Raw genomic sequence first — 17222 nt, 5'->3', positions numbered from 1 at the left:
TCTGCCCCCTGCCGGGGGCATCTCCCCCTCAAGGGGGGAGAAGAGTTGGAGCCTGGCTGACAGTCCGTTATGAACGCTGCCCCTCGTGGGGGAGTGGGCTGAGAGGCGATGCCAGAAGGACTTGGCCTGTCCGATTCCAGTTCAAGGCTGGTGCGTGCCGGAACCTTTCAATCCGGCATAGCCCCCTCAATGCGCCATCAGCACCGGCACGGTCATGGCGGCGAGGATGTCGCGGGTGGCGCCGCCGAAGAGGAATTCGCGCACGCGGCTGTGGCCGTAGCCGCCCATCACCACCAGATCCTTGCCGTTGTCGCTGACATAGTTGAGCAGCGTTTCGGCGACGGTGGTCTGGGTGTTGGTGATCACGTCCACGGTGACGTTGAGACTGTGGCGGGCCAGATACGTGGCCATGTCGGCGCCCGGCTCACCGGCCATCTTCGAGCCCTTGTTGATGATCAGCACGGTCACCTTCTTGGCGAGCGCGAGGATCGGCAGGGCCGCCTGAACGGCGCGGGTGGCAGTGGAGCTGCCATCCCAGGCAACCAGCACATTTTCGAATTTCGGTGCGGGGGCGCCGATGTAGGGGATGATCAGCACCGGCACGCCGCTTTCAAACAGGGCCGTTTCGATCAGCAGTTCGCGCATCGGCTCCGGCTGGTCCGGGTTGTCCTGGCCGACGACGATCAGGTCCGTCAGGCGGCAGTGGCGCAGCACCGGTTCCATCGGGCCGCCGGTGATGACTTCGGCCAGCCGGCCTTCCGCCTTCACTCCGCCAAGGCGGGCCAGCTCGTTGAAGGTTTCCAGAGACTTCTGGGCAGCGGCGAGCGCGTGCTGGCGGCTCTGCTCGATGAAGTCGACCGGAACGGGCGCTGCGGCAAAGGCAGGCACCACGGGTTCATAGGAAAGGGCAAGGCCGGTCGCATGGGCGTCGCAGCGGGCAGCAAGCTCGATGCCGTATTTCACGGCCTGCTGTTCGCCCGACAGATCGGTCACCATCAGAATGTCTCTCAAAGCCATTTCAAGTCTCCCGTCGCTTGGCCCCTCATGAGCCCTTCAGCTCACAAGCTAGGCCGGCAAGCATGACCGGACATTGACACGGGTCAATTCCGGTCTTGTCAACGCCTGGTCAGGTGTTGCTGCCCCAAAATGAAAATGCCGTTCAACGGGCGATTGTTCCATGGTGCGGCAATACGCAGAGACGAAATGTCTCAGCCCTTTGCGGCCTCTGCGGCGGCGCGGATCTGGCTGAGCGAGGCCGCAGGCGTCAAGGCCTCCGGATCAAGCTTCAGATGCAGCAGCGACAGCCTGCCGCTGGCCCGTGCCCGCTCGAAGGCCGGGCCGAACTCCTCCGTTGCCGTCACGGTTTCCGCATGGGCGCCATAGGCGCGGGCGAGGGCGGCGAAATCCGGGTTCTCCAGCTTCGTGGCCGAGATGCGGCCCGGATAGTGCCGCTCCTGATGCATGCGGATGGTGCCATACATGCCGTTGTCGATGACGAGCACGATGACAGACGCCCCTTCCTGCGCGGCGGTGCCCAGTTCCTGAATGGTCATCTGCAGGCAGCCGTCACCGGCAAAGCAGACCACATCCTGCTGCGGGAAGGCGAGCTTGGCGGCAATGGCGCCCGGCAGGCCATAGCCCATGGAGCCGGAGGTGGGAGCGGCCTGCGTGCCGAACTGGCGGAAACGGTGGAAGCGGTGCAGCCAGGTGGCATAATTGCCCGCGCCATTGGTGAAGATGGTGCCCGGCGCGGCGTTGGCCTCCAGATAGTCCATGACGCCTGCCATCTGCAGGGCGCCCGGCGTCTGCGGCCTTGCGCCCGACCATGCGAGGTAATCCGCGTGAGCTTCGGAAGCGGTGCCTGCGCATTTGTTGCTCACCGGCGGCTGCAGCCCTTCGGCTGCCTTGCAGAAGGCGGTGGGGGAGGCGTTGATGGCAAGGCTGGGGCGGTAGACGCGGCCCAGCTCGTCCGGATCCGGATAGACATGAATGAACTGCTGCGAGGGCTGGGGAATGTCCAGCAGCGTGTAGGACTGGCTCGGCATTTCGGACAGGCGCCCGCCCACCAGCAGCACGAGGTCGCTGGCCTTGATGCGGGCCAGCAGCTTTGGATTGGCGCCAATGCCAACGTCGCCTGCGTAATTGGGATGCAGGTTGTCGAAGAGCATCTGGCGGCGGAAGGAACAGGCGACCGGCAGCTCGAAGCGCTCGGCAAAGCGGGTGAAGGCGGCGACAGCCTCCGCCGTCCAGCGGCTGCCGCCGAGAATGGCGATGGGGCGCTCTGCCGCCCACAGGCGCTTCTGCAGATCGGCCATCTGGGTCAGGCCCGGATGGGTCTCCACCTGCTTCCACGGCTCGGGCTGGGCCACATCCGCAAGCTCCACCAGCGTGTCCTCCGGCAGGGCGAGAACCACGGGGCCGGGGCGGCCGGAGGTGGCCACGTGATAGGCGCGGGAGATGAACTCCGGCACCCGGTCCGCGTGGTCGATTTCCGCCACCCACTTGGCGATGCCGCCGAACATCTGCCGGTAATCGACTTCCTGAAAGGCCTCACGCTCGCGCATGCCGCGCTCGATCTGGCCGATGAAGAGGATCATCGGGGTGGAATCCTGCGCCGCCACATGCACGCCCGCCGAAGCATTGGTGGCGCCCGGGCCACGGGTGACCATGCAGATGCCGGGGCGGCCCGTCAGCTTGCCATGGGCCTCGGCCATCATCGCCGCACCGCCCTCCTGACGGCAGACGGTGACCGGGATATTGGCATCATGCAGGGCATCGAGAACGGCGAGATAGCTCTCGCCCGGCACGCAGAACACGCGTTCCGCCCCATGGGTTTCCAGAGCTTCCACGAGGAGCTGACCGCCGGTCTTCTGTGCCATATCCGTTTTCCCGCTGTTGGTGCAGATGCGCAATACTGCGCGAGCCTGCCTGCTCTATAGCGCAGGTGAGCGGTGATTGGCACCGGACATGACACCGGCCCCGCACGGCTTTTTGCAATGACTTCATTCCGTATCAGAATGAAGAGCCGCGCGGAGCCGGAATTTCATCAAGGATCAGACGGGAAGAACGGTGACCACCTGGAATGTGTGCAATTCACCATCCTCGTCGCGGATCGACACATATTCTCCGGGCTCGAAGGCATGGGAGCCGAAGCGGTAACCGGCTTCATCGTCATCATCGCCGTCAATGTCATAGCGGAAAGCCCAGGAGCCGCCGGGGCGGTGGACCAGATGGCCGATCTCGTCTTCCTCGCTGCCCCAGAAGCGGCGGACACGGCAATGGTCGCGCGCGGCTTTCCATGCCACGGCATCGATATGGCCCGTGCCGTCCAGCGGGGCGGTGAATTCATAGCCATGATGTGCCGAGCCATTGGGGAACTCTTTGGTCCGGGCGAGGTTCAGTCTTATCTTCTTCAGGCCGTGGCTTGCGGTCATGGGCGGGTCCCTCCTTGCTTCCCCCGGCGTTCTGCCGGTTCTTCTGGCCCCAGACTGGCACAGGACGGCGGCGGGTCATTGAGCAGGATCAATTCGGCAGACCGGTATCTGCCGCATGGTGAAAGCTGCTGCCGCAGCGGAAAATGGGAGATGCACATGCCCCCGTCCGAAAACCATCACCCCGGTGATCAGAGCGAAGCCTACGCCTTTCTCGATGCGCTGGTGCGGGCGGAGCCCGGATCGCGGCGGATCGACACCCACGCCAACACCGTGTTCCTGATTGGCGGTGACGCCTACAAGATGAAGCGCGCCGTGCGTTTTCCGTTTCTGGATTATTCCGCGCTTCCCCTGCGCCGCCGGGCGGTGACGGCGGAACTGACCCGCAACCGCCTGTTTGCGCCGGAGCTTTATCCGGGCGAGACAGCGGTGATGCGGCGCGCGGATGGAACGCTGGCGCTGGGCGGAGACGGCGAGCTTGTGGAGCCGCTGGTGCACATGCGCCGCTTTGATGAAAGCGCCACGCTGGACCATGTGGCGGCCAGAGGACCGCTGCCGCAGTGCCTCACCTCGGCACTGGCGAAAACGTTCTCTGCTGCCCATGCGGTGGCGCCGGTGCGGGATGCGGCGGTGTGGTTTGCCGGGCTTTCCAGCTACACCGTGCAGAACGAAGCTGCCTTCCGCGCCGCGCCAGAATTGTTTCCTGCCCATGAGGTTGAGGCGCTGGTCTCCGCCACCCGTGCCGCGCTGGCCCGCATCGAGGATCTGGTGCTCCAGCGCGGTCGCAAGGGGCTGGTGCGGCTGGCGCATGGGGATGCGCACCTTGCCAATGTGGTGCTGATTGACGGCGCGCCGGTGCTCTTCGATGCGGTGGAATTTGATGACGGCATTGCCACCGGCGACGTGCTCTATGATCTGGGGTTTGCGCTGATGGATCTGATCGAACGCGGCCAGACGCCTGCCGCCTGCCATCTGCTCAACCGCTATCTCGATCTGACGCAGCTGCCGGAGATGGGCGAGGGGCTGGCGGCGCTGCCGCTTTACATCTCCATGCGCGCTGCCATCCGGGCCAAGATCGCCGCGGCCAGCATCGCCACCCAGCAGGATGCTGCACTGGCCGATGCGCAGCGCGAGGCGGCGCGGGCCTATTTCGCGCTGGCCTGCCGGGCGCTGGAGCCGGCCACGCCCCGCCTTGTTGCCATCGGCGGGCTCTCCGGCACGGGCAAGTCTACGCTGGCGGGGCTGATTGCGCCGCATCTGCTGCCGCTGCCGGGGGCACGGGTGCTGCGCAGCGACGTGCTGCGCAAGCGCATGCTGGGCCTTGAGGAAACGAGCCGCGCCCCTGCCTGCGCCTATACGCCGGAGGCGAGTGATGCGGTCTATGCGGCGATGATGGCAGAGGCGCGGGCAGCGCTTGCCGCCGGGCACAGCGTCATTCTCGATGCCGTCCACGCCAGGCCGGGCGAGCGGCAGGCGGTGGCGGATCTGGCGGCGGTGATGGAACTGCCTTTCACCGGGCTCTGGCTGGAAGCAGAGGAAGCCACGCTCAAGGCCCGCGTCAGCACCCGCAAGGGGGATGCGTCGGATGCAACAGTTGAGGTCGTGTCCCGCCAGCTTGCCTATGATCTGGGGCCGGTGGACTGGCAGGTGATCGGGGCGGGCGCAGCCCTTGAGGACACATTGGCCGCAGCGCTCAAGGTGTTGGGTCTAGAGCCCTAAAGCGCGAGCGCCCGCAGCTGCGGCTATGGCCAGCACCACGGCGACGATATCCTTGCGCAGCACGGCCATGACGGCGGCGGCAACCATGAGGCACAGGGCGGCAGGCACGCCGCCCTTCAGCGCGATGGGCAGGATGGTGGAAACGATGATCGCCCCCGGCAAGGCCTCCAGCCCCCGGCGGATGCGCGGGGTCAGCGGCACTTGCCCCATGATCCAGTAGCCTGCGGCACGCATCATGTAGGTGGCGCCGGTCATGGCCACGACCGTCAGGAAGAACAGGAAATCGACGGAGAAAGGGCTCTCAGCCATCGGATTTTTCCGTTTCCTTTGCCGGTGCAGCGTCAGCGGCATTCGGGTCGCTGGCATAGGCCCCGGCGATGGCGCCCGCAATGGCACCCGTCAGCACGAACCAGTAGCCGCCGATCAGCTGCCAGCTGGCAAGGGCGACCACGGCGGCAACGCCCCAGCTCAGCGTCTGGCGGCGTCCCTTCCATAAGGGTACCAGCATGGTGATGAAGAGGGCCGGCATCACCAGATCAAGGCCCCAACGCTGCGGCTCGGCAAACAGCTGGCCGAGGAAATAGCCCGGAATGACGGCCACCGCCCACAGCACCCAGAGCAGCAGCCCGCTGCCCAGATAAATGCCCCAGTCGCTGCCGCCGCCTGCCCGGTAGCGCAGGGCGAGAAGCCAGTTCATGTCGGTGAGGAAATAGAGAGAAGGATAGACCTGCCAGGCGGGTGCTGCCCCCAGCCAGGGCCGCAGCGAGGCGCCCAGCAGCAGCATGCGCAGGTTGACCGCAGCGGCAATGCCCGTCATCGCCAGCAGCACGGCGGGTGTCACCGGGTCGCGGTAAAGCTCCATCGCCACGAACTGTGAGGCCCCGGCAAAGACGAAGGCGTTGATCAGCAGCGTTTCAGCCAGCGTCAGCCCCTTCTGGGCGCAGACCGTGCCGAACACGGCGGCAAATGTGACGACGCCCGGAACGAGCGGCAATGTCTGCCGCACGCCGAGCATCATGCCGCTTTGGGTAATGGGGGCGCTGTTGTCCGTCATCCTGCCAGTACGCTGTAGATCATCCTGGCTCCGGTGAAGGCAAGAAACGCGGCGAAGACGAGCCTCAGCTTAGCTGGCGGCAAGGTGTGCGCCAGCTTCGCGCCCACGGGGGCCATGAGAAGCGAGCCTGGGATGATCAGAATAAAGCCAAGCAGATTGATATAGCCGAGTGAAAACGGCGGCAAGTCCGGATTGCCATAGCCGAAATAGATGGAGCTGAGCGTGCCGGGCACCGCGATGATGAGGCCGATGGCTGCCGCCGTGCCGACAGCCTTGCGGATCGGATAGGAGAACAGCGTCAGGATCGGCACACCCAGCGTGCCGCCGCCAATGCCCATCATCACTGAAACCCCGCCGATGATCGCACCCAGCATCTCGCGGATGGGCGTGCCGGGCAGCTTGTCCGCAATGCCGCTGCCTTCCTTGCGCAGCACCATATTGGCCGAAACCAGCAGCGCCACGGTGCCGAAGACGAGCGACAGAGCACCGCCGCTGAGGTTGCCGGCCAGCGTTGCGCCAGCGATCACGCCGGCCGAAATCGGCAGCCACCAGCGCTTCAGCAGGTCCATGTCAACGCTGCCGCGCAGCCAGTGCGCCCGTGCGGAGGAGTAGCCGGTGGCAACGATGGTGGCGAGCGAGGTGCCCACCGCCAGATGCATCACGACTTCCCGCTCCACGCCCACCAGCGGGAAGACATAGTAGAGCACCGGCACGATGACGATGCCGCCGCCGACCCCGAGCAGGCCTGCCGCAATGCCTGCAATGCCGCCTGTTGCCAGCAGGGCGGCGGCCAGGGACGCCAGTTCCATGATATTCGCATTGTCCATGAGTGTTCTGTCCGATTGAAAAAAAAGCATGCCTGGCCGCGTCCGTCTTGTCGGCAATTCCAATTGATATGACATTATTGTATACAATATTGGGGCGCCGTCATCCCTTTTTTCCATGGCCTCGAAATGTGGCTGGGAATGTCCGGCGCGATCTCCCCGGACTGCTGAAAATCGCGCGCGCCAGAAGGTCTCCGGTCAGATGACCGGATTTCAATCCGCAGCCAGCAGAGCTGTGATGGAGAAGCAGAATGCTGCCACCCTGGAGATTGCGCGCGATGTGCAGCAGGTTTTGGCCGGTACAGCCGAAGTCTCCGCCAGCATCACCGGCTTCCGCCGGGCGGCGGAAGCGACAGAGGTGCAGCCGCGCGGGTTCTGGTGTTGGCGGGTGGTTCTGCCCGCGGTGCGGAGATGCTGAGGATGGAAGTGGCCCGCTTCACCGTGCGGGTGCGGGCGGTTTGACGCTCACGGACCGCAGGATACGCCGCAAGGGCCGCCGCAGCAGCCTTGGGGCCTTTGCGTGCGGCCGGACGCTGTCCCGGCCGCTCAGGCGTTCAGCAGGAAGTCGTGCCGCCGGGAGGGCTGGGTAACCACCGCCAGCAGAGTTTCCAGTTCGCGGGTGTGAAGATGGAGCAGGGCCAGCGTGTCAACGGCGTGGCTGAGTTCCTGCAGCACTTCGGAGGCGAGCTGAAGACAGCAGTCAGGGGCGGTGACGGTTGTTCCGGCGAAGGCTCTTTCCGGAATATAACCCTCGCTCAGAACGCGCAGGTTCTTGTGCCGGCTGTCCCTGGAAATACGGCCGAACGTATCCTCAACGTCTTCCGTTTCACCTTCGAGGGTCTGGAAGAATTTCCCGCCTGTGAAGAACAAGCATCCTGTGAGCCCAAGCCTTGCGTTGTTTCTGAGGCATTGCTGCCCGATCGCACGAATGCTTCCGCATACATCGGGGCCAAGTGCTTGAGGCTTGGCGTCACTCATGTAAGAGATGTGATAAAGCTGCGGCATGCTATCCCCTCCGCTCAATCGTGAGCGAAACTTACGCAGGGGAAATTCAGCCTGAGTTAACTGTGGAACTAAAACTTAAATTTTCGCGAAAGATGTATTTCGGAATAATGCAACCTATATACAGCTAAGACTAGAAGGTGCTGTAAAGCGCAGAGTCCTGCTAGGGCGCCGTCCCGGGCGGAGCCCCGCCTGCGGAGAGGCGGGGTCGCCTCCCGGTTTACCCCGCCAGAAGCGCGTCCTGCTTGCGGCTCGTCTGGGTGATGACGGACAGCAGCGTGCGGATCTCGCGGATATGGAGCTGGTGCTGGGGGAAATCCAGCACGGCACTGATTTCCGTAAGCGCCTCAGCCGTCAGGCTCTGGCCGCCATCGCAGCTGACGGCCATCTCGGGGAACTCGCGCGCCTCAATGGGCCCCTCGCTGAGAACACGGACATCCGTATGCCGGGTATCGCGCGAAATCCGGCCGAATGTGTCTTCCACGTTGTCCTGCAATCCTTCGAGAACCTGAAGGAAATGCTGCCCCGTAAAGATGATGCAACCCGTTAGTCCCGAAGCGGCATTGGCCTTGAGCGCTGCTGCCGTGATGGCCTCGAAGCCCTGTTCAGGAGTGGGCTGAAGGGCAGACAGCTTTGCAACGCTCAGATAGCAGATGTGATAGAGCCCCGGCATGGAAACCTCCGTGTTCCCGTCGACATCAGGAGCTTACACGCAGGTCTCTCTTCTTCGATTAAGCTTTCAGATAAAATTTAAGGAATTTTCTTTGCGGAAGATTTCAGAATTCGCGCGCCTCGCCGGTCCAGCGGAAGAACCGTCCCGTTCGTGTAATATCAAAATTCTCGATGAGGCCAACAATGCCGCTGGCCACTTCTTCCGCCGTCAGGTCAGCCTCGCCGCCGCCCATGTCCGTACGCACCCAGCCCGGATCGATCAGGCCGACGGCGATGTTCTCGGGCTCCAGATCGGTGGCAAGGCATTGCATCACCTTGTTCACCGCTGCCTTGGACGCCCGGTAGGCAACCCGGTCGGACTTGGCATAGCCCATCCAGGACATCTGGCTGGAGATGGTCAGGATCCGCGGCTGGGCCGCCTTGCGCAGGCGCGGCAGAAAAGCCTGCGCCACGGCGAGAGGGGCGAGGGTGTTGATCTCCAGCGTGCGCAGGAAACCGTCAAAATCCATGTGGAGGGAGCTTTGATCCTGCCCGTCCGGCCCTATGATCCCGGCGTTGTTGAGCAGAACGTCAATCGCCTGCGGGCTGGAGGCGGCCGATGCGGCAAGGGCGTCCCGGTCCGCCACATCAAACAGTTGAGGGCGGAACAGAGGCCCGAGTTCTGCGGCAAGCCGGTCGGCATCCTCTTCCCGCCGCATGCTGCCGAGCACCGTCCAGCCGCGCGCGAGGGCAACCCGTGCAACAGCCAGGCCGATCCCTCTGTTGGCACCTGTGATGAGCATGACCGGCATGGGCAAAACATCTCCTGCACGTGAAAGAAAACGCCGCCGGAAATGACCGGCGGCGATCCGTTGCATGTCAACCTAGGGCGGCCCAGGCCACCCGGCAACGGCACAGATCAAATCTGGATCTGTCAGCTCTGCCGCTGAGATGGCCGGCGTCAGTCTCCGGGAAACAGGATGTCCTCATAGTCCTGCGCTCCGTTGAGGATGTGAAGAACATCGATCCGCTCTGCCGCAACCCGGTAGAAAATCAGGTAACGCCCATGCGGGCGGCGGCGTATGCCGCTTGCGGCATGGCGCGGCACGAGCGGAAAGGCGTGCGGCATGGCGGAGAGAGAGCGGCAGCCTTCCAGAAGCTCCTGTACGAAGCTGACAGCGCGGACCGGGTTGTCCTGCGCGATGTAGCCCGCGATCCGGTCAAGGTCTTCCCGTGCCTCATTGGTGATGAGGACGATCACTTGCCCCGGTCTTCTGCCCGGTCTTCGGCTTGGTCTTCTGCCTGGACTTCCGTCATGCGCTGATATTTCGCCAGAAGGTCACGCTCGACCTCGTCCACCGGCTGGCTGCGCCCGGCATCGGCATCGGAAAGACCGCGGTTGAGGGCGGCATCAAGGGCGGCCAGTTTCTTTTCCCGCTCTTCAACGAGGCGCACGCCTTCACGCAGAACCTCGCTGCGCGAGTTGTAGCGGCCCTGCTTCACGAGGCTCGTGACATAGGCTTCCAGCCTGTCACCAAGATTTGCGCTGCTTGCCATGCCGGTTCCTTCACATGATCCCGGACCATATCATGGGCTGATAACAGTTATCAACGTAGCGGAGGAAGCCCGGACGGCAAGGGGCGCGATACACCTTGCCGTCCGGAGTGATGCGGATTTCTTGCCGCCGCTCAGAGCGTGATGCGGTAGCGGGCGAAGCCGTCGGCGCCGTCGCCTGCCGGTTCGATCTTCACGCCCTTGACGGAAGCCGCATGGGCCTTGCCGCCGGGGCCGGTGTCGAACAGGACCGTGGTGCCGGGCATGGGCTTGAAGGTCCAGTTGTCATCGGCGCTGGGGCTGATCGTGCCCTTCTCGACGATGTAGCGGACCAGCGCATCGCGGTTGGTGTCGGGACCGGCGAAGATGACGACGCTGTCGTTGATGCCCGGGAAGCTGCCGCCGCCGCTGGCACGGTAGTTGTTGGTCACGACAACGAACTTCTGCTCCGGGTCAACCGGTGCGCCGTTATAGGCGAGGTTGACGATGCGGTTCGCTTCCGCATTGAGCACCTCGCCTTTTTCGCCATATTTCGACGGCTGCGACAGGTCCACCTGATAGGTGACGCCATCGATGATGTCGAAGTTGTAGCTCGGGAAGGTGGGCTCGATCAGCATCTCGTCGCTCGCGCCCGGCGTGATCTGGCGGAAGATGCCGGCAGAGCGCTCCAGCCACTCCTTCACATCCTTGCCGGTGATCGCCACGGCCTGAACCGTGTTGGGATAGAGGTAGAGGTCGGCGACGTTCTTGATGGCCACATCGCCCACCGGCACATCGGTGTAGTATTCGGGGCCGCCGCGTCCGCCTGCCTTGAAGGGGGCGGCTGCGGAGAGGACCGGCAGGCTTTCCCATTCGGTGCCCTTGAGCATTTCGGTGATGTACCAGATCTGCGCCTGCGAGACGATCTGCACGCTGGGATCATCGGCCACCAGCGCGAAATAGGAATGCAGCGGTGCGTCGGTCTTGCCGACCGGGCGGCGCACATAGGCGAGGGTCGCCTCATGCTCGGCCTTCACGGCGTCCAGCACGTCGTCCTGGCTGTCCACGGTTGGGGTGACCGTGCGGCCTTCCTTCGTGTAGATCGGCCGCGCTTCGGTGCTGAAGCCGGTGATGCGCCAGCTGTTGCCGTCCCGCGCCAGCATCAGGTCGATGACGCCCAGATGCGAGCCCCAGAAGCCTCCCATGGCAGCGGGCTTGCCGAAGAGCGTGCCCTTGGCCGTGTCGACACCTTCCTGGCCGTCAAAGGCGGTGCCGGGGAAGACGAGATGCTGGTGGCCGGTGAAGATGGCGTCGATGCCCTCGACAGCGGCCAGGTGCAGCGAGGCGTTTTCCATGCCACCGGCATAGGTTTCCGCCGAGATGCCGGAGTGAGAGAGGGCGATCACGATGTCGCAGCCCTGCTCGCGCATTTCCGGCACGAAGGCCTTGGCCGTCTCCACGATGTCGCGGGCGTTGACATTGCCTTCCAGATGCTTGCGGTCCCAGTTCATGACCTGGGGCGGCACGAAGCCGATGAAGCCGATGCGGATCGGATAGTCCTTGCCCGAGCCGTCCCGGATGGTCTTGTCGACGATGACATAGGGCTTCAGCAGCGTGGTGTCGGTGCGCGGACCGGCGGAAAGCTGACCCTTGGCAAGGTTGGCGCAGACGACCGGGAAATTGGCACCGGCCAGAACCTTGTCGAGGAACTCGAGGCCGTAGTTGAACTCGTGGTTGCCCAAGGTCGCCGCGTCATAATCCAGCACATTCATGCCCTGGATCACCGGATGCAGATCACCGGCCTTCATGCCGCGCTCATAGGCAATGTAGTCGCCCATCGGATTGCCCTGCAGGAAGTCGCCATTGTCGACCAGTACAGAGTTGGTGGCTTCATTGCGGATGGCGCGGATCAGAGAGGCCGTGCGGGCAAGGCCTGCGGTGTCCACCGGCTTGTCGGCGTAATAGTCGTAAGGAAAGACGTGGACATGCAGGTCGGTCGTCTCCATCAGGCGCAGGTGCGCCGTGCCTTCCTGCGCACGCAGGGAATAGGGATGAAGGGCGGCGGCAAAGCCGGTGGCAGCTGCACCCAGCAGCAGGCCGCGCCGGGTGAGACGGGGGGAAAGCAACTCGTTCATGCCGTAATCTCTTCGCAAGGCCGAAGCCTGTGGAACGGGGAAGGGCAGGCCGCTCAGTGCCTGCAGGGCCAAGTTGTAGGCCCGCAATCTTGTCGGTGCAATGACGGTAGCGGCATCGGGCGCGATTGACGGGGGCGGGTGAGAGGCTAAGTTACGGCACAAGGAGAGCGGGGTGCTTCGCACAAGCCCGCAAGCAGACAGGACGCCTTCAGCATGAGCGAACAGATCAAGGCGGCAGTGCATCAGGCGCTGTCGCGCATTCCCGGCCCGGACGGAACCAGTGACATCGTATCGCTTGGCCTTGTGTCCGATGTGTTTGTGTCCGATGGCCGCGTGGCCTTTTCCATCACGGTGCCGGCCGAAAAGGCCCGCCAGCTGGAGCCGCTGCGCCAGGCGGCCGAGACCGCGGTGAGGGCCGTGCCGGGTGTCGAGAAGGCGATGGTGGCGCTGACGGCTGAGCGCACCTCCGGTTCAGCTTCTGCCTCTGCTCCGGCGCCGCAGCCGCACAGCCATGCTCACGGTCACTCTCATGGCCACTCCCATGCCCAGCCGGCTGCTCAGCCGCGCGCGCCGCAGCCGCAAGGCGCAGGGCCTGCCAAGGCAGGTGTGCCGGGCGTGGCGCATATCATTGCCGTGGCTTCCGGCAAGGGCGGCGTCGGCAAGTCGACCACCACGGCCAATCTTGCGCTGGCGATGAAGGCCAATGGCCTGAAGGTTGGCGTGCTGGATGCCGATATCTACGGCCCTTCCGTGCCGCGCCTCTTCGGCGTTTCCGGCCGGCCGGAGCCGGTGAGCGGGCGCATCATCAAGCCGCTTGAGGGCCATGGGCTCAAGGTCATGTCCATCGGCTTCATGGTCGAGGAAGATACGCCCATGATCTGGCGCGGGCCGATGGTCATGTCGGCGCTGACCCAGATGCTGCGGGAAGTGGCCTGGGGCGAGCTGGACGTGCTGGTGGTGGACATGCCCCCCGGCACGGGCGATGCCCAGCTGACCATGGCCCAGCAGGTGCCGCTGTCGGGCGCTGTCATTGTCTCCACGCCGCAGGATCTGGCGCTGATCGATGCGCGCAAGGGGCTCAACATGTTCCGCCGCGTCGATGTGCCGGTGCTCGGCATCATCGAGAACATGAGCTATTTCGTCGCCCCGGATACAGGCAAGCGCTACGACATCTTCGGCCATGGCGGCGCCAAGGCGGAGGCGGAGCGGCTGAACCTGCCGTTCCTTGGCGAAGTGCCGCTCGACATGGACATCCGCATCAACTCCGACGCAGGCACGCCGATTGTTGTGGCAGACCCGCAAGGTGCACATGCCGCCGTCTACCGGGACATTGCCGCGAAGGTCTGGGCCAGTGTGACGGGAGAAACAGGCGAGGTCCGCCGCGCCCCGCCGCGCATCGTCATCGACTGACGCCGTTTTCCGCCTGTGCTGTCGTGCTTCCCGCACTGCGGCACAGGTGGATGGTTGACCTTTGCATATAAAGGCGGGAAAGATTTCCCACGTCTTCCGCTTGTGGCACCTGTTCCGTGCCCGGCGCTCCCGGATCAGGATTGTCACGTGGATCTTCGAGAAAACAGCAAGGCCATCACGGCAATGTTGCTGGCTATGGCTGCATTCCTCACCAATGATGCCATCGTCAAATTCATTCATGACGAGCTGCCGCTCGGCCAGATCATCGTCATGCGCAGTGTCTTTGCCTGCGTACTGATTTATGCCGCATCGGTTGCCACTGGGGTGCACCGGGAATTCCGGCATCTGGCGCATCCCACCGTGGGCTGGCGGACACTGGGCGAGCTGGGGGCAACCTTCTTCTATCTGGTGGCTCTCATCCATCTGCCGATTGCCAACATCACCGCGGTTCTGCAGTCCCTGCCGCTGCTGGTGACAGCGGCGGCTGCCATCTTCCTCGGTGCGGCGGTCGGCTGGCGGCGCTGGACGGCCATCGGCATCGGCTTTGCCGGTGTGCTGATCATCATCCGGCCCGGTGTCTCCGGCTTCAACGAATGGTCGCTCGTCGCCCTGTGCGGCGTGTTCTGCATGGTGCTGCGCGATCTTTCGACACGGCGGATGCCGCAGGCCATTCCCACATTCGGCGTCACACTCGTCACTTGCTTCGGTGTCATGGCGCTGGGCGGGGTGATGGTGATCTTCGAGGGATGGGAGCCGATGACGGTCCGCCAGCTCGGCATCATTGCCGCTGGCTCCCTGTTCCTGCTCGCCGGTTACATCTTCATCATTATCGCCATGCGGCTGGGGGATATCGCTGTTGTGTCCCCCTTCCGCTACTCCAGCATTCTCTGGGCCATTCTGATTGGCTACATGGTCTGGAGCGAAGTGCCGGATGCGCTGACGCTGTTTGGCACATCCATCGTGGTGGCAACGGGCGTCTACACCTTTATCCGCGAGCGCAAGCTGGCGCAGCAGGGGCAGGGCTGAACCATGGATGCGGCCGCGAACGCGCAGGTGCAAGGTGCCGGGCAGACGCCCTCCGGCGGGCGCCGTCCTCCGGTGGCGATCCTGATTGCGATCTCCACGATCAGCCCGCTGGCGATGAACATCTATCTGCCGTCCCTGCCGGGCATGATCAAGGCGCTGGAGAGCACGGCCGCCGAGGTGCAGCTCACCATGTCGCTTTATCTGGCGGCGGTGGGCCTGTCGCAGCTTGTGCTGGGGCCCATATCCGACCGCTATGGCCGCCGCCCGGTGGTGGTGACCGGCATGGCCGTCTTTGTGATCGGCACGCTCATCTGCCTTGCGGCGACGACGGTCGAAACCGTCATTTTCGGCCGCATCGTGCAGGCTGCGGGCGGCTGTGCCGGGCTGGTGCTCGGGCGGGCCATCGTGCGCGATCTTTATGAGCGCGAACAGGCCGCCAGCATGATCGGCTACGTCACCATGGGCCTTGCGGTGGGCCCCATGCTCGCCCCCGCCATGGGCGGGGCGCTGGATGGGGTGGCCGGGTGGAAGGGGGGCTTCTATCTGATGCTGGCCATCGGCATTGCGGTCACGCTCGCGGCCTGGGCCTGCCTGCATGAAACCCATCACGACCGCAGCCAGTCCGCCAGCATCACCAGCCTTCTGGCCAGCTACAGGGAGCTGAGCCGGGAGCGGCTGTTCTGGGCCTATGCCTGCACCTCCATGTTTACCTCGGCCGTCTATTTCGCCTTCCTCGGCGGGGCTCCTTTCATCGCCTCGCAGGTGCTGGGGATGACGCCGCTGACCATGGGCCTCTATTTCATGATGGTGGCTGGCGGCTATATTGCCGGCAATGGCCTGTCGGGCCGCTTTGCGGCACGTATCGGCGTCCTGCGCATGGTCACCATCGGCTCGCTGATGCCGGTGATTACCGTTCTGCTGGCTGCGGCTCTCTTTGGGGCGGGTATCTATCACCCCTTCTCGCTGTTCCTGCCCATGTGCATTCTGGGCCTCGGCAACGGTATCTGTCTGCCCAGTGCCCTGTCCGGTGCCATCAGCGTGCGCCCGGATCTGGCTGGCGCGGCCTCAGGTCTTGCCGGCAGCATGCAGATCGGCCTTGGCGCCGGTGTTTCGGCGCTGGTGGCCTGGATGCTGTCTCAGAGCATGTATCCCGGCACGGTCTGGCCGCTGCTGGTGGTCATGGGCGGCTGCGTGACGCTGACGCTCGCGTCCGTCATCGCCTGCTACCGCAGCGAACGGGTCTAGGACGGGGCAGGGAGAGGCGGGGGCGGAAGAGCCTCCGCTCAGCCGCCGGTCACGCTCATGTGGCGGGAGACGGAGGGGCGGTTGGTGCGCCGGTCGATGATGAAATCGTGCCCCTTCGGCTTGCGGCCGATGGCCTCATCAATGGCGCGTGACAGTAGCTCATCGCCTTCCGAGGCACGCAAGGGCGCGCGCAGGTCGGCGCTGTCGTCCTGGCCGAGGCACATGTAGAGCATGCCCGTGCAGGTGATGCGCACCCGGTTGCAGCTTTCGCAGAAGTTATGCGTCATCGGCGTGATGAAACCGATGCGCCCGCCGGTTTCCTCGATCTGCATGTAGCGGGCCGGGCCGCCGGTCTTGTAGGGAATGCCGGTGAGTGTGAAACGCTCCGCGAGCCGCGCCCGCACTTCGCTCAAGGGCAGATACTGGTCCGTGCGGTCGCCGTCGATCTCGCCCATGGGCATGGTCTCGATCAGCGTCAGGTCATGGCCTTCGCCATGGGCCCATTCCAGCATCGGGACAATTTCGTCCTCGTTGATGCCCTTCAGTGCCACCATGTTGATCTTGATCGACAGGCCTGCCGCCTTGGCAGCCTTGATGCCCTCCATCACCTTGGGCAGATCGCCCCAGCGGGTGATGGCGCGGAACCGGTCTGCATCCAGCGTATCGACGGAGACATTGAGGCGGCGCACGCCTGCATCTGCCAGTTCGGAGGCATAGCGGGCGAGCTGCGAGCCATTGGTCGTCAGCGTCAGTTCGTCCAGCGCGCCTGATTGAAGATGGCGGGAGAGGGAGCGGATCAGCCCCATGATGCCCTTGCGAACCAGCGGCTCGCCGCCGGTCAGCCGCAGGCGGCGCACACCCTTTCCGATGAAGGCGCTGCACAGGCGGTCCAGTTCCTCCAGCGACAGCACCTCGCGCTTGGGCAGAAAGGTCATGTCCTCCGCCATGCAATAGACACAGCGGAAATCGCAGCGGTCTGTCACCGAGACGCGCAGATAGGAAATGTCGCGGCCGAACGGATCGGTCATGCGCGGAAAAGCCGCGGCGTCATTCATCTGTCTCTCCCTCATCAGCAATCTCTGGCCGTGTCTGCGACGATGTCTCGTTCTGTTTGTTGGGGAATAACGTAGACGGTTTTTCCGTCAGGGCAAGATGGCATCCGGCAATGTGATCTCACAGACGGGGAATGACG

The 17222-nt window shown here is 64.2% G+C and carries 18 protein-coding genes; 5 read left to right on the top strand and 13 right to left on the bottom strand.

Annotated features, from left to right (window positions below):
• Positions 1-186: 186 nt before the first annotated feature.
• The 3 genes from IF10I1_RS21755 to IF10I1_RS21745 form a co-directional block, all read right to left on the bottom strand.
• A complete protein-coding gene (locus IF10I1_RS21755) occupies positions 187-1017 on the bottom strand; it encodes a universal stress protein (protein WP_186424658.1) in 831 nt (276 codons plus the stop codon).
• Between the two features lie 191 nt (positions 1018-1208).
• Positions 1209-2879, bottom strand: coding sequence for a thiamine pyrophosphate-binding protein (locus tag IF10I1_RS21750; protein ID WP_186392107.1), 1671 nt, complete (start codon positions 2877-2879; stop codon positions 1209-1211).
• Positions 2880-3053: 174 nt separating this feature from the next.
• Positions 3054-3434, bottom strand: coding sequence for a hypothetical protein (locus IF10I1_RS21745; RefSeq protein WP_019963286.1), 381 nt, complete (start codon positions 3432-3434; stop codon positions 3054-3056).
• Positions 3435-3590: 156 nt separating this feature from the next.
• Between IF10I1_RS21745 and IF10I1_RS21740 the strand changes: the two genes are divergently transcribed.
• Positions 3591-5150, top strand: coding sequence for a bifunctional aminoglycoside phosphotransferase/ATP-binding protein (locus IF10I1_RS21740; RefSeq protein WP_208977308.1), 1560 nt, complete (start codon positions 3591-3593; stop codon positions 5148-5150).
• On the opposite strand, the gene IF10I1_RS21735 is transcribed toward IF10I1_RS21740, so the two are convergent.
• Genes IF10I1_RS21735 through IF10I1_RS21725 form a run of 3 tightly spaced genes read right to left on the bottom strand, consistent with a single transcriptional unit; the run spans position 5139 to position 7031 of the window.
• Entirely contained in the window at positions 5139-5459 is a 321-nt protein-coding gene (locus IF10I1_RS21735) for an AzlD family protein (RefSeq protein WP_094462399.1), read from the bottom strand. The two genes, IF10I1_RS21740 and IF10I1_RS21735, sit on opposite strands and share 12 nt — an antisense overlap.
• On the bottom strand, positions 5452-6204 hold the full coding sequence (locus IF10I1_RS21730; RefSeq protein WP_208977307.1) for an AzlC family ABC transporter permease: 753 nt from the start codon (positions 6202-6204) through the stop codon (positions 5452-5454). The genes IF10I1_RS21735 and IF10I1_RS21730 overlap by 8 nt, the downstream gene beginning before the upstream one ends.
• Positions 6201-7031: a sulfite exporter TauE/SafE family protein gene (locus IF10I1_RS21725; protein WP_186392105.1), complete on the bottom strand. Its 831-nt coding sequence runs from the start codon at positions 7029-7031 to the stop codon at positions 6201-6203. Before IF10I1_RS21725 ends, IF10I1_RS21730 begins: the two co-directional genes overlap by 4 nt.
• A 235-nt stretch (positions 7032-7266) precedes the next feature.
• Here IF10I1_RS21725 and IF10I1_RS21720 point away from each other — a divergent pair, with 235 nt between their 5' ends.
• Positions 7267-7446 carry a hypothetical protein gene (locus IF10I1_RS21720; RefSeq protein WP_094462396.1) on the top strand — a complete coding sequence of 60 codons (180 nt, stop codon included), beginning with the start codon at positions 7267-7269 and terminating at the stop codon, positions 7444-7446.
• Between the two features lie 128 nt (positions 7447-7574).
• On the opposite strand, the gene IF10I1_RS21715 is transcribed toward IF10I1_RS21720, so the two are convergent.
• The 6 genes from IF10I1_RS21715 to IF10I1_RS21690 form a co-directional block, all read right to left on the bottom strand.
• Positions 7575-8033: a BLUF domain-containing protein gene (locus IF10I1_RS21715; protein WP_082205849.1), complete on the bottom strand. Its 459-nt coding sequence runs from the start codon at positions 8031-8033 to the stop codon at positions 7575-7577.
• A 217-nt stretch (positions 8034-8250) separates the two neighbouring features.
• A complete protein-coding gene (locus IF10I1_RS21710) occupies positions 8251-8703 on the bottom strand; it encodes a BLUF domain-containing protein (protein WP_186392104.1) in 453 nt (150 codons plus the stop codon).
• Between the two features lie 103 nt (positions 8704-8806).
• Positions 8807-9493, bottom strand: coding sequence for an SDR family oxidoreductase (locus tag IF10I1_RS21705; protein WP_050472101.1), 687 nt, complete (start codon positions 9491-9493; stop codon positions 8807-8809).
• Positions 9494-9642: 149 nt separating this feature from the next.
• Positions 9643-9942: a type II toxin-antitoxin system RelE/ParE family toxin gene (locus tag IF10I1_RS21700; RefSeq protein WP_050472100.1), complete on the bottom strand. Its 300-nt coding sequence runs from the start codon at positions 9940-9942 to the stop codon at positions 9643-9645.
• Positions 9939-10238 carry a type II toxin-antitoxin system ParD family antitoxin gene (locus IF10I1_RS21695; protein ID WP_123193574.1) on the bottom strand — a complete coding sequence of 100 codons (300 nt, stop codon included), beginning with the start codon at positions 10236-10238 and terminating at the stop codon, positions 9939-9941. The genes IF10I1_RS21700 and IF10I1_RS21695 overlap by 4 nt, the downstream gene beginning before the upstream one ends.
• Positions 10239-10369: 131 nt before the next feature.
• Positions 10370-12349, bottom strand: coding sequence for a bifunctional 2',3'-cyclic-nucleotide 2'-phosphodiesterase/3'-nucleotidase (locus IF10I1_RS21690; RefSeq protein WP_186392103.1), 1980 nt, complete (start codon positions 12347-12349; stop codon positions 10370-10372).
• A 213-nt stretch (positions 12350-12562) separates the two neighbouring features.
• On the opposite strand from IF10I1_RS21690, the gene IF10I1_RS21685 reads away from it, so the two are divergent.
• The 3 genes from IF10I1_RS21685 to IF10I1_RS21675 all read left to right on the top strand — a co-directional run bounded on the left by IF10I1_RS21685 (position 12563) and on the right by IF10I1_RS21675 (position 16030).
• Positions 12563-13759, top strand: a complete 1197-nt coding sequence (locus IF10I1_RS21685; RefSeq protein WP_186392102.1) for an Mrp/NBP35 family ATP-binding protein — start codon at positions 12563-12565, stop codon at positions 13757-13759.
• A gap of 147 nt (positions 13760-13906) precedes the next feature.
• Positions 13907-14785, top strand: a complete 879-nt coding sequence (locus IF10I1_RS21680; RefSeq protein WP_244284655.1) for a DMT family transporter — start codon at positions 13907-13909, stop codon at positions 14783-14785.
• A 3-nt stretch (positions 14786-14788) separates the two neighbouring features.
• A complete protein-coding gene (locus IF10I1_RS21675) occupies positions 14789-16030 on the top strand; it encodes a multidrug effflux MFS transporter (RefSeq protein ID WP_186424657.1) in 1242 nt (413 codons plus the stop codon).
• A 38-nt stretch (positions 16031-16068) separates the two neighbouring features.
• Here the strand turns inward: IF10I1_RS21675 and moaA are convergent, their stop codons facing one another.
• Positions 16069-17085, bottom strand: a complete 1017-nt coding sequence (gene moaA, locus IF10I1_RS21670; RefSeq protein WP_186424656.1) for a GTP 3',8-cyclase MoaA — start codon at positions 17083-17085, stop codon at positions 16069-16071.
• Between the last annotated feature and the right edge of the window lie 137 nt (positions 17086-17222).

This window comes from Pannonibacter sp. I15F10I1, from assembly GCF_900185665.1.
GTDB classification, from domain to species: Bacteria; Pseudomonadota; Alphaproteobacteria; order Rhizobiales; family Stappiaceae; genus Pannonibacter; species Pannonibacter indicus.
Note: the sequence above shows the minus strand (reverse complement) of the source record. Positions and strands in the feature narration are given on the sequence as shown.

What these genes read in the sequence shown, in the direction of transcription:
- IF10I1_RS21740 (WP_208977308.1), top strand. Translation starts at nt 3,591, where the DNA reads ATGCCCCCGTCCGAAAACCATCACCCCGGTGATCAGAGCGAAGCCTAC.
- IF10I1_RS21690 (WP_186392103.1), bottom strand. Translation starts at nt 12,349, where the DNA reads ATGAACGAGTTGCTTTCCCCCCGTCTCACCCGGCGCGGCCTGCTGCTG.
- IF10I1_RS21725 (WP_186392105.1), bottom strand. Translation starts at nt 7,031, where the DNA reads ATGGACAATGCGAATATCATGGAACTGGCGTCCCTGGCCGCCGCCCTG.
- IF10I1_RS21720 (WP_094462396.1), top strand. Translation starts at nt 7,267, where the DNA reads ATGGAGAAGCAGAATGCTGCCACCCTGGAGATTGCGCGCGATGTGCAG.
- moaA (WP_186424656.1), bottom strand. Translation starts at nt 17,085, where the DNA reads ATGAATGACGCCGCGGCTTTTCCGCGCATGACCGATCCGTTCGGCCGC.
- IF10I1_RS21710 (WP_186392104.1), bottom strand. Translation starts at nt 8,703, where the DNA reads ATGCCGGGGCTCTATCACATCTGCTATCTGAGCGTTGCAAAGCTGTCT.
- IF10I1_RS21705 (WP_050472101.1), bottom strand. Translation starts at nt 9,493, where the DNA reads ATGCCGGTCATGCTCATCACAGGTGCCAACAGAGGGATCGGCCTGGCT.
- IF10I1_RS21695 (WP_123193574.1), bottom strand. Translation starts at nt 10,238, where the DNA reads ATGGCAAGCAGCGCAAATCTTGGTGACAGGCTGGAAGCCTATGTCACG.
- IF10I1_RS21730 (WP_208977307.1), bottom strand. Translation starts at nt 6,204, where the DNA reads ATGACGGACAACAGCGCCCCCATTACCCAAAGCGGCATGATGCTCGGC.
- IF10I1_RS21675 (WP_186424657.1), top strand. Translation starts at nt 14,789, where the DNA reads ATGGATGCGGCCGCGAACGCGCAGGTGCAAGGTGCCGGGCAGACGCCC.
- IF10I1_RS21755 (WP_186424658.1), bottom strand. Translation starts at nt 1,017, where the DNA reads ATGGCTTTGAGAGACATTCTGATGGTGACCGATCTGTCGGGCGAACAG.
- IF10I1_RS21685 (WP_186392102.1), top strand. Translation starts at nt 12,563, where the DNA reads ATGAGCGAACAGATCAAGGCGGCAGTGCATCAGGCGCTGTCGCGCATT.
- IF10I1_RS21735 (WP_094462399.1), bottom strand. Translation starts at nt 5,459, where the DNA reads ATGGCTGAGAGCCCTTTCTCCGTCGATTTCCTGTTCTTCCTGACGGTC.
- IF10I1_RS21715 (WP_082205849.1), bottom strand. Translation starts at nt 8,033, where the DNA reads ATGCCGCAGCTTTATCACATCTCTTACATGAGTGACGCCAAGCCTCAA.
- IF10I1_RS21750 (WP_186392107.1), bottom strand. Translation starts at nt 2,879, where the DNA reads ATGGCACAGAAGACCGGCGGTCAGCTCCTCGTGGAAGCTCTGGAAACC.
- IF10I1_RS21745 (WP_019963286.1), bottom strand. Translation starts at nt 3,434, where the DNA reads ATGACCGCAAGCCACGGCCTGAAGAAGATAAGACTGAACCTCGCCCGG.